Below are 14,869 nucleotides of genomic sequence, written 5' to 3'. Positions count from 1 at the left end.
GGCACCGATCCGAAAGGTGCCGTACCTGATGAGCTCCACCGGTCCCGACCGCGCCCGGCTGCGTGCCCTGGAGGCCCGGCTGCTGCTGCGTCCCGAGGTCGCCGACTGCGCGCTGCTGCCGGTCGAGCGCGCCGACGGCCGCCGCGGGCTGCTGGCCTACCTGGTGCCCGCTGCCGACACCGACACCGCCGCGCTGCGCCGTCGGGCCGCCGCGGCCCTGCTGGACGCCGACCCGAGTGCCGAGGTGCACCTCCTGGACGGCATCGTCCGCACCCCGGAGGGGGAGCCCGACCGCGCCGCACTGGCGGTCGCCGCCGCCCGGCCGCCCGCCGAGCCCGGGCCCGCCCTGCGCCACCTGCGCGAACTCACCGCGCACTGGCGGCCGTTCGGAGACGCCGGGACGGCGGCGGGCCCCGCCCCGGACGGCCCGACGGCCGCCCCCGAGGGCACCGGGGCGGAGGCGGTCGGCGCCCCGCTGCCCGACCCGGTGCCGGACGCGCCCCGGACGCTGCCCGAGGCGCTGCTGCGCGCCGCCGAGCGGCACCCCGGGCGCGGCCTGCACCTGGTCCGGGCCGACGGCGGGGCGACCCGGCTCACCTACCGCCGACTGCTGGAGCAGGCCCGGGAGACCCTCGCCCTGCTGACCTCCGCCGGACTGCGGGCGGGCGACCGGGTGATCCTCCAAGTCCCCGACCCGGAGCGCTACTTCCCCACCCTGTGGGCCTGCCTGCTGGGCGGGGTGCAGCCGGTCACGGTGGCCCGCCCGCCGGCCTACGACGAGCGCAACCCCGTACTGGAGAAGCTCTGGCACGCCTGGCAGACCCTGGAGGAGCCGCCGGTGCTCGCCTGCGGCCCGGCGGTGGCGGGCCTGGCGCGGCTCGGGGAGCTCTACCCGGCGCCCGGCCTGCGGGTCATCGCGGTCGACCACCGGCCCGCCGATACCGGTGTCGCCACCGACACCGGCGCCGCGCCCGACACCATCGGCGTGCCCGGCACCGGCACCATCGGCGCGCCAGGCGCCGAGCACGCCCCGGACCCCGGCGACGTCGCGATCCTCCAGCTGTCCTCCGGCAGCACCGGCCGGTCCAAGGCGGTGCAGATCACCCACCGCGGCATCCTGGAGTACGTGGCCGGCGCCACCTCCCAGGGCAGCTCGCCCGAGGACGTCACCGTCAACTGGCTGCCGCTGGACCACGTCGCCGGGCTGCTGATGTTCCACCTGCGGGACGTGGCGCTGGCCGCCGACCAGGTGCAGGTGCCCACCGAACTGGTGCTCGCCGACCCGCTGGTCTGGCTGGACACGCTGGAGCGCTACCGGGGTGCGCACTCCTGGTCGCCCAACTTCGGCTTCCGGCTGGTCGCCGAGGCGGTCCGGGCCGCCGGTCCCGGCCGGCACTGGGACCTCTCCGCGCTCAAGTCGCTGATCAACGCCGGGGAGCAGTGCACCGAAGCAGTGCTGGACGAATTCCTGGCCGCCACCGGGCCGTTCGGCGTTCGCGCGGACCACGTCCTGCTCGGCTGGGGCATGGCCGAGACCTGCACAGTGATCACCTACAAGCGCTACCACGAGGACGGCGCCCGCCGCCTGGTGCGCACCGACTCGCTGAGCGGCCGGCTGGAGCCCGCCGACCCGGCCTCGCGCGAGCGCGGCACCGGCTTCCTCAGCATGGGGCGTCCCGCGCCCGGCACCCGGATGCGGGTGGCGGGCGAGGACGGCCGGGCCCTGCCCGAGCACTGGGTCGGCCGGCTCCAGGTCAACTCCGGCCGGGTGACTCCGGGTTACCTGAACAACCCGGCCGCCGACCGGGAGGCTTTCGTCGGCGACGGCTGGTTCGACACCGGAGACCTGGCCTTCCTGGCCGACGGGGAGGTGGTGCTCACCGGCCGTCGCAAGGAGATCATCATCGTCAACGGGGTGCACTACTTCTGCCACGAGCTGGAGGACGTGGTGGCCACGGTGGCGGGGGTGCGCTCCGGGCACGTCGCCGCCTTCGGGGTCCCGGACGACCGCACCGGCACCGAGCAACTGGTGGTCGTCTACGTGCCGAACGACCAGGACGCCCCCGCACCGCCCGTGGCCGCCGAGGTCCGGCGACTGCTGGCTGCCCGCAGGCAGCCCGCCCCCGCCCTGGTGCTGCCGGTGCCGCCGTCGGAGTTCCCGCGCACCACCAGCGGCAAGATCCAGCGCACCGCGCTGCGCCGACGGCTGCTCGACGGCGAACTCGACGAGCACCTCGTCGCCCTGGACCTGGCGGAGGCCAACTCCCGGACCCTGCCGGACTGCGTGCGCCGACTCGCCTGGGAACCCCGCCCGGTGCCGGAGGCCCCGGCGGCCGGAACGGTCCCGGTCGACGGGGCTCCGCAGGGGCCGACCCTGCTGCTAGGCCCCGCCGGCCCCGGCACCCTCGCCGAGGCGCTGCGCGCCGCCCTGCCGCAGGCCGTGGTGGTGGACCGGCCGCCGACCACCGACCCGGGGGAGTGGCTGCGGGCGCTCGGCGAGGAGCGCCCCGCGCGGGTGGTGCACCTGTGGGGCGCGCGGCCCGAGGACGCGCCGCGGCCCTCGGACGCGGCGGCGCGGGACGAAGCGCTGCTCGCCCTGCTGCGGGCCCTGGCCGGCCGGCCGCCGATCGGCGAGCTGGTCACCGTCAGCGCCGGGCTGCATGCCGTGCTGCCCGGTGAACTCCCGGACCCGAGCTCGGAGTTGAAGGCCGCGCTGACCGCCGGAGCCCGGGCCGAGCAACTGGTGCCGGCCGCCCGGCACATCGACCTGCCGGCGGGCGCACCGGCCGCCGAGCAGGCCGCCGCGCTGCTCGCCCTGCTGGCCGAGCCCCGGCCGGAGCCGGAGTGCGCCTGGCGCGAGGGCCGCCCGTGGGTGCCCCGGCTGGGACCGGCCGAGACCGTAAGCGGGCCCGACGCCGGGACCGCAACCGAGGGCCGGCCCGAGGGCTGCTCACTGCTCACCCCCGGCGCCCGCTACCTGGTCACCGGCGGCCTCGGCGGGATCGCCGCCGAGCTGCTGCCCGGCCTGCTCCGCGACCACGGCTCCCGGCTGCTCGTGATCGGCCGCACCGACCTGGACGCGCCGACCGCCGAGGCGGCCGAGCGCCGCGCCGCGCTGCACCGGCTGTCCTCCTACGGCGGCCGGGTCGACTACCGCCGCGCCGACGTGACGGACCCCGAGCAGCTGGCGGCGGTGGTCGCCGAGGCCGAACGGGACTGGCAGGCGCCGTTGGACGGCGTGCTCCACCTGGCCGGCAGCTACCGGCTCGCGCTGCTCGCCGACACCGGCCCCGACGGCTGGCGCGAGGCGGTGCGCGCCAAGACGACCGGCACGGACCACCTCGTCGAGCTGGTCCGGAAGCGGCCCGGCGCCCAGTTCGTCGGCTTCTCCTCGATGGTCGGCTTCCAGGAGGCCGTCGGCTCCACGGCGTACGCCGCCGCCAACCGCTACCTGGAGAGCGCCGTCGACCGGCTGCGCCGGGAGACCGGGGCCCCGGCCTGGACGATCTCCTGGGGCCTGTGGAGCGGGGTCGGCATGAACCGTGCCACCGACCACGAGCAGGCCGCCGCCGACCGGGGCATCGCCGTGCTGAGCGCCGCGCACGGCCGCCGACTCGCCTCGCTGCTGCTGGCCGCCGCCCCGGGACGCTGGTACGCCGGGCCCGACCCGAGCGCCCCCGCCGCGCGCCGCCGCCTGCTGGCCACCGCACCGCGACCGGTCCGCGAAGCGCCCGCCGCACGGCCGGCCGACGAGCGGGCCCCGCAGCGGGCCACCGAGCCGCCCGCAGCCGTACCGTCCGCCGCCACCGGGCCCGCCAGCCCCGCCACCCCTGCCACCGCCGAGCTGCGCCGGGCCGTCCTGGACGCCTTCGAGGCGGTCCTCGACACCCCGCTCGACCCGGGCCGCCCGCTCGCCGAACTCGGCATCGGATCGCTCCAGTTGATGCGGGTGCACGGCGCGCTCGGTGCCGTCCTGCCGACGCCCCCGGCGCCCACCGAGCTGTTCCGGCACCCCACCGTGGACGCCCTGATCGCGCACCTGGCCGAAGCGCCCACCGAGCCCACGGCCCCCACTCGGGCCGCCGCCACCGCCGCGCCCGGCGGCCCGGACGGCGGCGACCGCCGGGTGGCCATCGTCGGCCTGGCCCTGCGGTTCCCCGGCGCCGACACCCCCGAGCAGTACTGGCGCAACATCGTCGACGGCGTCCGCAGCACCACCCGCTTCACCGAGGACGAACTGGCGGCGGCCGGCCTGCGCCCGGCGGAGTACCGCCACCCCGACTTCGTCCCGGTGACCGGCGCGCTGCCCGACACCGACCACTTCGACGCCGAGGCCTTCGGCATCAGCGGCACCGAGGCGGCGCTGATGGACCCCCAGCAGCGCCTGCTGCTGGAGATCTGCCGGCAGGCCCTGGAGGACGGCGGCTACGACGCCCCGGACCCGCGCCGCCGGGTCGGGGTCTTCGCCGGCACCGGCATGACCCTGTACGCGCTGCGCAACTACTACCAGCACACCCTGGCCGCCACCGCCGACCCGGCCGAGCCGGTGGCCGCGCTGCAGACCGCGATCGGCAACCAGGCCGACTTCGCCGCCACCAGGGTCGCCTACCGGCTGGGTCTGACCGGGCCGGCGATCGGCGTGCAGACCGCCTGCTCGACCTCGTTGGTCGCGGTGCACCTGGCGGTGCAGTCGCTGCTGGCGGGCGACTGCGACCTGGCGCTGGCCGGGGCCGCCGCCCTGCACACCCCGCAGGCCGCCGGATACCGCTACGAGGAGGGGTCGATCCTCTCCCCGGACGGCGCCTGCCGGGCCTTCGACGCAGCGGCCGGCGGCACGGTCGGCGGCAACGGCGTCGCGGCCGTCCTGCTCAAGCGCCTGGACCGGGCGCTGGCGGACGGCGACACCGTGCACGGCGTGATCCTCGGCTCGGCCGTCAACAACGACGGCGGGCTCAAGGTCGGCTACACCGCGCCCAGCGTGGACGGGCAGGCGGCCGTGGTCGGCCGGGCCCTGGACCTGGCCGGGGTGCCGGCCGAGAGCGTCGGCTACATCGAGGCGCACGGCACCGGCACTCCGCTCGGCGACCCGATCGAGTTCCGGGCGCTGGCCCAGGCGTTCCGCGCCCGCACCGAGGCCGCCGACTTCTGCTCGCTCGGCTCGGTGAAGCCCAACATCGGCCACCTGGACACCTGCGCGGGAATGGCGGGGCTGATCAAGGCGCTGCTGGTGCTGCGGCACGGCACGATCCCGCCGCTGGTCAACTTCAGCCGCCCCAACCCTGCGCTGGAGCTCGCCGGAAGCCCGTTCCGGCTCTCCGCCGAGCGCCGGGACTGGCCGGCCGGCCCCACCCCGCGCCGGGCCGGGGTCAGCGCGCTGGGCGTCGGCGGCACCAACGCCCACCTGGTGCTGGAGGAGGCGCCAGCCGCGCCCGGCATCGCCGACCCGCGCCCCGCCCCGACCGTGCTGCCGCTGTCCGCCCGCACCGAGCAGGGCCTGACCGCCCTGGCCGGCCTGCTCCGCGACCGGCTGGCCGCCGGGCCCGCCCCCGCCCCCGGCGACCTGCCGCTCACCCTCGGCGGCGGCCGCCGCGCGCTGCGCCACCGCCTCGCCGTCACCGGCGCCGACCCCGACGAGCTGCGCCGGGGCCTGGAGGCCCACTTGGCGGGCCGCGCCTCCGGCGCCGTACCGGTTGCGGGCCGTACCTCCGGCGCCGTGCCCGTTGCGGGCCGTACCTCCGGTGCCGTGCCTGTCCACCGCGAGGCCCGGCGCAGCGACGTGCAGCCGGTGCTGCTGTTCACCGGCCAGGGCGCCCAGTACCGGGGCATGGCCGCCGAACTCCACCGCGCCTTCCCGGTCTTCCGGGCCGTGCTGGACGAGTGCGACCGGCTGCACCGCGACGCCTGGGGCGAGCCGCTGCTGCCGCTGCTGCTCGACGCCGTGCCCGAGGGCGCCGACGACGCCTGGACCACCGAGGCGGCGCAGCCCGCGCTGTTCGCCCTGCAAGCGGCCTACCTGCGGCTCTGGCAGGAGCTCGGGCTCCGTCCGGCCGCGGTCGCCGGGCACAGCGCCGGCGAGTACGCGGCCTTCCACGCGGCGGGCGCGCTCGACCTCGCCGACGGGATGTTCCTCACCGCGGTGCGCGGACGGCTGATGCACCGGGCGACCGAGGCCGGCGCCATGACGGCGGTGATGGCCGGCCCGCAGCGGCTCGCCGCACTCGGCGACTGGCTGCCCGGGGTGGAGCTGGCCGTGGTCAACGGCGCCGGCCAGTGCGTGCTGGCCGGAGCGCCGCGCGAGATCGCGGCAGCCGAGGCCGTGCTGGCCGCCGACGGTGTGACCACCGAACGGCTCGCCACCGACCGGGCCTTCCACTCCCGGCTGCTCGACCCGGTGCTCGACCCGTTCCGTGAGCAGCTCGCCCGGCTGCGCCTGCGGCCGCTGACCGTACCGCTGGTGAGCAACCTGGGCGGCGAGGTGCTGGCTCCCGGTACCGTGCCCACGCCCGACTACTTCGTCCGGCAGACCCGGGAGACCGCGCGCTTCGACCTGGTCCTGGCCGCCCTGGACGGGCAGGGCCACGAGCTCTTCCTTGAGCTCGGCCCGCACCTGACGCTCACCGGCATGGGCCGCCGGGAGCTGCCGCACCGCCACTTCGTGGCCGGCGCCCGGCGCGGCGCACCGCCGGAGCGGCAGTTCGGCGTCGCGGCCGCCGCGTTGTGGTCCCACGGCGTCCCACTCGACTGGGCACGCTTCGCCGCCGCCCGCGACTGGCCGGACGGCCCGGCCCGCCGCGTGCCCCTGCCGACCACCGTCTTCCAGCGCCGCCGCCACTGGTTCACCGCCCCCGACCGGCCGACCACCGAGGACTCCGCCATGCACCAGGCACCGCCGTCCCAGCAGCCCGTTCCGCCGTCGGCCGTACCAGAGGCCGCGTCGGCGCCCGGCCCGGCGCCCGTCGCAGTGACGCCCGTCGCAGTGACGTCCGCGGCGAGCCCCGAGCAACTGGCCGAGGAGGCCGTGCTGCGCCAGGTGCTGGAGCAGACGGCCCGCCAGCTCGGCCACGACGAGGGGTCGGTCGGAGCCGACGAGCCCTTCTTCGACCTCGGCGCCGACTCGCTCTCGATGATCAACATGATCCGGGACCTGGAGCGGACCTTCCGGGTACGGGTCTCGATGCGCGAACTGTTCGAGGCGGCGGACACCCCGGCCCGGCTGGCCGGGCTGATCGCCGGCCGGCTGGAGCCCGCCGTCCGGGACGCGCTGCTGCCGGCCGCCGCACCCGAGCCGGCGGCGGCGGCTCCGGCACCGGTCCCTGCCGCCGCCCCTGCTTCCGCCCCGGAAGCGGCGTCGATACCGGCTCCGGCAGCCCCGCCCCAGGCGGTCGCGGCAGCCGCCCTCCCCACGCCGCCCGCTCCGCCCGTCCCGCCCGCGCCGACGGCACCGCCCGTGCTCGCCCCGGTGGCCGACGGCACCGGCCTGATCGAGCGCCAGCTCGCCCTGCTCGGCCAGTTCTCCGACCTGATGCGCGACCAGCTCGGCCTGCTGGCCGGGACCGGGGTGGCGCCGCCCGCGCTCCCCGGGGCTGCCGCCCCCGTAGCCCTGCCACCGGCCGCCGCACCCGCCGTCACCCCGGTCGCCGCTGCCCCCGCCCCCGCGCCGGCCACCCCGCCCGCCCCGCAGGTACACGGCCCCCGGGTGACCGTCTCCCGGGAGTCCGGCATGGCCTCCGGCGGCCTGACCGAGCAGCAGCGCGCCCACGTGGACGAGCTGGTCGCCCGCTTCACGGCCCGGACCGCCGCCTCCAAGGCGGTCACCCGCCGCCACCGGCGCACCCTCGCGGACAGCCGCGCCGTGGTCGGCTTCCGCTCCGCGACCAAGGAGATGCTCTACCCGCTCGCCGCCCGCCGGGCCCGGGGCTCCCGCCTGGAGGACCTCGACGGCAACACGTACGTCGACATCACCATGGGCTTCGGCGTCCTGCTGTTCGGCCACGACCCGGAGTTCGTCTCCGACGCCGTCCGCGAGCACCTGGCCGGCGGACTGCGGCTGGGCCCGCGCGGCCCGGAGACCGGTGAGGCCGCCGAACTGCTGGCCGAACTGACCGGCACCGAGCGGGTCGCGTTCGCCAACTCCGGCACCGAGGCGAACGCCGGGGCGATCCGGCTGGCCCGCGCGTACACCGGCCGGGACAAGATCGTCATGTTCGAGGGCTCCTACCACGGCCACTTCGACCACACCCTGGGCCGGACCGTGGGCCGCGGCGCCGACCGGGAGACCGTCCCGGTGTCGATCGGCATCCCCGGCAGCGCGGTCGCCGACCTCGTGGTGCTGCGGTACGGCGATCCGGAGAGCCTCCAGGTGATCGAGGAACTCGGCGACCGGATCGCCGCCGTGCTGGTCGAACCCGTCCAGAGCCGCCACCCGGGGCGCCAGCCGGTCGAGTTCGTCCGCTCGCTGCGCGAACTGACCGCCCGCCGCGGCATCGTGCTGGTCTTCGACCAGATGCTCACCGGCTTCCGCCCGCACCTGCGCGGCGCCGAGGGCTTCTGGGGCGTGACCCCGGACGTCTCCACCTACGGCAAGGTGCTCGGCGGCGGCTACCCGATCGGCGCGATCGCCGGGCGCGCCGACATCCTGGACGGGATCGACGGCGGCCACTGGGACTACGGGGACGACAGCTACCCGCCCAAGGACACCACCTTCTTCGGCGGCACCTACATCCAGCACCCGCTGGCGATGACCGCCGCGGGCGCCGTGCTGCGCCACCTCAAGGCGTCCGGCCCCGGCTTGCAGGAGCGGCTGAACGCCCGTACCGACGAGTTGGCCGCGACCCTCAACGGGTTCTTCGAGGAGGAGGAGTTCCCGCTGCGGCTGGCCCACTTCGGCTCGCTGTTCCGGTTCGAGCCGCGGGCGGACATGGAACTGCTCTTCCCGCAGCTGCTGACCCGCGGGGTCTACGTGTGGGAGTGGCGCAACTTCTTCCTCTCCACCGCGCACACCGACGGCGACCTGGAGTTCGTGGCCGACGCGGTCCGCGACTCTCTGCGCGACCTGCGGCGCGGCGGCTTCTTCCCGGCCTCGCCCGGGGTACGGCTCCCGGCCCCGCGCCCGGCGGCCGCACTCCCGGCGCCCGCGGCGGACGACCGTACGAGCACCGGCACCACCAGCATCACCGGCGCCGGCCACACCGAGCCCGCCGGGACGCCGTACCACCCGGTCAGCGACCCGCAGCGCCCGGTCGACTTCAGCCTCTACTTCTTCGGCGACTACCCCCTGGACTCCCCGGAGGACGAGAAGTACCGCATCGTCCTGGAGAGCGCCCGCTTCGCCGACCGGCACGACTTCCACGCCGTCTGGCTGCCGGAGCGCCACTTCCACTCCTTCGGCGGGATCTTCCCCAACCCCTCGGTGCTGGCCGCCGCGCTGGCCCGGGAGACCACCCGGATCCGGCTCAACGCGGGCTGCGCGGTCCTGCCGCTGCACCACCCCGTCCGGGTGGCCGAGGAGTGGTCGGTGGTCGACAACCTGTCCGGCGGCCGGGTCGGCCTGGGCTGCGCCAGCGGCTGGCACCCCAACGACTTCCTGTTCTTCCCCGAGAACTACGGCGGCCACAAGGAGCTGATGCACCAGCAGATCGACACCGTCCGGGCACTGTGGCGCGGTGAGCCCTACCGGGGCCGCAACGGCAAGGGGGAGCCGATCGAGGTGACCCTGCACCCGCGCCCGCTGCAGGAGCAGCCGCCCATGTTCACCGCGATCGTCGGCAACCCGGACAGCTTCCGCGAGGCCGCCCGGCACGACCTGGGCATCATCACCAACCTGATGACCCAGGACGTCGCCCAGCTCGCCGAGAACGTCGCGCTCTACCGGCGCACCCGGGCCGAGCACGGCCTCGACCCGGAGGCCGGCCGGGTGGTCGTGCTCGTCCACACCTACCTGGGCGCCGACCTCGCCACCGCCCGCGAGCAGGCGTACCGCCCGTTCTGCCACTACCTGCGCTCCTCGCTCTCGCTGTTCGGGCAGATGGCCAACAGCCTCGGCCTGACCCTGGACTTCGAGAACACCCGCGAGGAGGACCTGGAGTTCGTGCTGGAGCGCGCCTACGAGCGGTACTGCGCCTCCCGCGCGCTGATCGGCACCCCGGAGAGCGTGCGGTCGGTGCTGGCCGAGCTGCGGGCGGCCGGCGCGGACGAGATCGCCTGCTTCGTGGACTTCGGGCTCGCCCCCGACCAGGTGGCCTCCGGCATGCCGCACATCGACGCCCTGCGCCGCTCCGTCCAGCGCGGCGCCCCGCTGTCCTACGCGCAGCAGCGGATGTGGTTCCTGCACCGGATGCTGCCCGACACCGGGCAGTACAACGAGGTCAAGGCCATCGAGCTGGACGGCCCGCTCGACCCGGCCGCACTCGACACCGCGCTGCGCGCGCTGGTCGAACGGCACGTCGGGCTGCGCACTGCCTTCCGCGAGCAGGACGGCGAACCGTTCCAGCAGGTGCTCCCGGTGCCCGAGGGCCCGCTGCTGGAGCGGGTCGCGGCCGACGGGCCCGAGCACGAGGCGGTGGCCGCGCTGGTCGCCGCCGAGGGCACCCGCCGCTTCGACCTGACCGAGGGCCCGCTGTTCCGGGCCCGGCTGCTGGAGACGGGGCCCGACCGGCAGGTCCTGGTGCTGTCGATGCACCACATCGTGATCGACACCCTGTCCACCGTGGTGATCACCCGGGAACTGGGCGAGCTGTACCGGGCCGCCCGGGAGCAGCGCCCCGCCCGGCTGCCGGTGCTCACCACCACGCCGGCCGCCGAAGCCGTCCGGGAGCGGGCCGCGGTGGCCGCCGGGGCGTACGACGAGAGCCTCGCGTACTGGCGCAAGGTGCTCGGCGGCGACCTGCCGGTGCTGGCCCTGCCGACCGACCGGCCGCGCCCGGCGGTGCCGGACGGCCGGGGCCGCTCCCACGTCCGTCAACTGCCCGCCGAACTCTCCGACGGCCTGCGGGACTTGGCCCGCAGCCGCCGCTCGACCCTGTTCATGGTGCTGCTCACCGCCTTCGCCGGGGTGCTGCAGCGCTACGGCGGCCAGGACGAAGTCGTGCTGGGCACCCCGGTGGCCAACCGGACCGAGGGCACCGAGGACCTGGTCGGCTTCTTCGTCAACACGCTGGCGCTGCGGCTGGACCTGTCCGGGGAGCCGGACTTCGCCGAGGCGCTGGACCGGGTCCGCTCCAGCGCGCTGGACGCCTACGAGCACCAGCAGCTGCCCTTCGAGGTCCTGGTCCAGGAGCTCAACCCGCAGCGGGACACCAGCCGCAACCCGCTCTTCCAGGTCCTCGTCGAGTTCGAGAACCACGCCGTCTTCGAACTGGACCTGCCCGGGGTGACGGCCCGCCCGCTGGACCACGTGGTGGACCGCTCCGCCTTCGACCTGTCGCTCTTCCTCACCAACCTGCCGGACGGCATCCGCTGCCACGTCGAGTACGCCGAGGCCCTGTTCGACCGGGCCACGGTGGACCGGCTGTTCGACGCCTTCGAGCGGCTGCTCACCGCCGCCGTCGCCGACCCGGCCCGCCCGCTCGCCGAGCTGACGGCCGCCCCTGCCGACCCCGCCCTGGAGTGCGGGCCCGAGGCGCAGCCGGCGCCCGCGCACCCGCTGGTGGCGGTGGCCGCCGTCGCGGCCGCCCGTCCGGACGCCCTCGCGGTGGTCGCCGCCGACGGCACCGGGACCGACTACCGGACGCTGCACGCCCGGGCCGGCGAACTGGCCGGCCGGCTGCTGGCCGCCGGGGTGCGGGAGGGCAGCCGGGTGGGCGTGCTGCTGCCGCGCTCGCTGGATCAGGTGGCCGCGCTGCTGGCCGTGCTGCGCCTCGGCGCCGTCCACGTGCCGATCGACCCGCTGCAGGGCCCGGAGCGCTGCCGGCTGATCGCCGCGGACAGTGCGCCGGCCGTGCTGCTCACCGCCTCGGACACGGACCTGATGGGCCTGTCCCTGCCGACGGTCCTGACGGACACCGATGCCGAGGCCGACGCTGTCGCCGCCTCCGCCGAACTGCCGCCGCTGCCCACCCCCTCCGCGCAGGCCTCCGCGTACCTGCTGTACACCTCCGGCTCCACCGGCCGCCCCAAGGGCGTGCTGATGCACACCCTCGGCCTGTCCGCGCTGCTGGCCTGGAACGTCGCCGAGCACCCGGCCGCCCGCACCCTGCAGTACGCCTCCTGCGGGTTCGACGTCAGCGTCCAGGAGGTGCTGACCACGCTGGCCGGCGGCGGCACCCTGCTGCTGATCGAGGAGGAGACCCGCTACGACGTGACGGCGCTGGCCGCCGTGGTCCGCGCCACCCGGGCCGAGCGGCTGCACCTGCCGTACACCCCGCTGGCCGCGCTGGTCGACGCCCTCGGCGACGAACCGGTGCCCCACCTGCGCGAACTGATCACGGGCGGCGAGCAGTTGCTGCTCACCCCCGGGCTGCGGGCCTTCCTCGCCCGCAACCCCGGCTGCCGGCTGATCAACCACTACGGCCCCACCGAGACCCACGCCGTCACGGCCGGCGAGGTCGCCCCGGACGGACCGGACCACGCGCCGATCGGCCGCCCGGTGCCGGGCACCCGCATCCTGCTGCTGGACGCCGCCGGGCGCCCCGTCCCGCCCGGCGCGGTCGGCGAGATCCACGCGCTCGGCGTCCAGGTCGGGCTCGGCTACCCCGGCCGGGAGCAGGAGAGCGCCGCCGCCTTCACCGACACCCCGGACGGCCGCCGCTACCGCACCGGCGACCTCGGCCGCTGGCGGCCGGACGGCACCCTGGAGTACCTCGGCCGCGCCGACCGCCAGGTCAAGGTGCGCGGCTACCGGATCGAGCCGGGCGAGGTCGAGACCGTGCTGCGCTCCGTCCCGGGCGTGCGCGGCGCGGCCGTGACGGCCCGCCGCACCGGGACGGGCACCACGCTGGCCGGGTACGTGCAGTGCGCCGCCGCCGAACTGCCCCGGGTCCGCGACCACCTGGCCGACCTGCTGCCCGAGCACATGGTGCCGGGGCTGTGGGCCGCGGTGGCCGCGCTGCCCTTCACCGCGCACGGCAAGCTCGACGCCGCCGCCCTGCCGGAGCCGCTGCCGCTGGGCGCGGGCCGGGCCGCCGTCGCCCCGGCCACCGAACTGGAACGCACCGTGCAACGGCTGTGGGAGGAGGAACTCGGCCGCCCCGCAGGCGTGGAGACCTCCTTCTTCGACCTCGGCGGGCACTCGCTGGCCGCCACCCGGCTGCTGAACCGGGTCCGCGAGGCCACCGGGATCCGGACCGGCGTCCTGGACTTCTTCCGCCGCCCGACCATCCGCGCGATGGCCGCCCAGCAGCCGCAGACCGAGGACCGCCAGGCCCCGGCCTACGAGGAGGGCACGCTGTGACCCCTGTCGACGATGGCTGGCACCGGCTCGTCCGGCTGCTCGACGAGCGCGAGATCGTCCTGCGCACCACCGGCGACCGGCTCGGCTACCTGGCCCCGCCCGGCGCGCTCGACGAAGAGGCCACCGGGCTCGTCCGGGCCCACCGGGAACGGCTGCTGGCCACCCTGACCGGCTCCGGCACGGCCCTCGCCGCCGCACCCGCCGGGGTGGCGCAGCGCCGGATGCACCGGGCGCACGGCCGGGCGGCGGACCCGGCGGTGTGGAACATCACCCAGCGGATCGCCCTGCGCGGGCCGCTGGAGCCCGAGCGGCTGGCCGCCGCGCTGACGGCGCTGACCGGGCGCCACGAGAGCCTGCGCACCAGCTACCGGGACACCGACCTGGGCCTGCTCCAACAGGTGCTGCCGAACGCCCCGGTGCAGCTCCCGGTCGCCGACCTGCGCGCGCTCACGCCCGGGGCGCGGGACGCGACGCTCGCCGAGGCCACCCGGGCCGAGAGCGACCGCCCCTTCGACCTGGCCACGGCCCCGCTGCTGCGCGCCCGGCTGCTGCGGCCCGCCGACGACGCGTGGGTGCTGCTGCTGACGCTCCATCACATCGCGGTCGACGGATGGTCGTTGGCCACCCTGCTGGCCGACCTGGGCACGCTGTACGGCCCGGACGGGCGGCTGCCGGAGGACCCGGGCCGGATGACCGACCACGCCTGCTGGGAGCGGACCGTGGTCACCCGGGCCGCCGTCGCCGTGGCCGCCGACCACTGGGCCAAGACCCTGGACGGCGTCGCGTCGGCGGCGGAGCTGCCCACCGCCCGGCCCCGCCCCGAGCAGCGCTCCGGGCGGGGTGCCACGGCCGCCTTCCGCCTCCCCGCGGCACCGGCCGAGGCGGTGGGCCGCTACGCCGCCGCCCGCTCCACCACCGCCTCGGCCGTCCTGCTCGCCGCCTACGCGCGGCTGCTGGGCGAGCTGAGCGGGGCGTCCGAGACCCTGGTGGTGCTCTCCCACGCCAACCGCACCCGGCCGGCCGACGAACGGGTCGTCGGCCTGCTCACCTTCGGCCTCCCGATCCGGCTGCCCACCCGCTCCCCGGGCGGGTTCGGGGAATCGGTCGACACGGCCGCGACGGCGATCGCCACCGCCCTCGACCACGCCACCGTCCCCTTCGGCCTGCTGGTCGAACCGCTGCGCGAACGCGGCGTCCGGCTGCCCGACGCGTACCCGCAGGTCCTGCTCACCGTGCAGAGCACCCCGCCCGCCGTCCTCGACCTCCCCGGCCTGACCGCCGAGGTCGAGGACGTGCCGGGCCCCTCGGCCCGCTCCGACCTCCTGCTGGTCCTCACCCCGGACACGGACGGCTACGCGGGCCTGGCCGAGTACGACGCCGACCTGTTCGACCCGGACACCGTGCGCTCCTGGCTCGACGCCCTGGTGAACGACCTGGCCCGGCACCTGACGGACCGGCCAGGCTGACCGACCGGACGGACCG

General features: G+C 76.6%; 2 protein-coding genes. Both read left to right on the top strand.

Annotated features, from left to right (window positions below):
• The first annotated feature begins 28 nt into the window (after positions 1-28).
• Positions 29-13,387 (top strand): MupA/Atu3671 family FMN-dependent luciferase-like monooxygenase, encoded by a 13,359-nt coding sequence (locus ACFWPT_RS01690; protein ID WP_380478697.1) that lies wholly within the window; start codon positions 29-31, stop codon positions 13,385-13,387.
• Positions 13,384-14,853 carry a condensation domain-containing protein gene (locus ACFWPT_RS01685; RefSeq protein WP_380478695.1) on the top strand — a complete coding sequence of 490 codons (1,470 nt, stop codon included), beginning with the start codon at positions 13,384-13,386 and terminating at the stop codon, positions 14,851-14,853. The genes ACFWPT_RS01690 and ACFWPT_RS01685 overlap by 4 nt, the downstream gene beginning before the upstream one ends.
• Positions 14,854-14,869: the final 16 nt, after the last annotated feature.

This window comes from Kitasatospora sp. NPDC058478, from assembly GCF_042720345.1.
Taxonomy (GTDB): Bacteria; Actinomycetota; Actinomycetes; order Streptomycetales; family Streptomycetaceae; genus Kitasatospora.
This window is presented reverse-complemented; position numbering and strand designations above follow the sequence as displayed.

What these genes read in the sequence shown, in the direction of transcription:
- ACFWPT_RS01690 (WP_380478697.1), top strand. Translation starts at nt 29, where the DNA reads ATGAGCTCCACCGGTCCCGACCGCGCCCGGCTGCGTGCCCTGGAGGCC.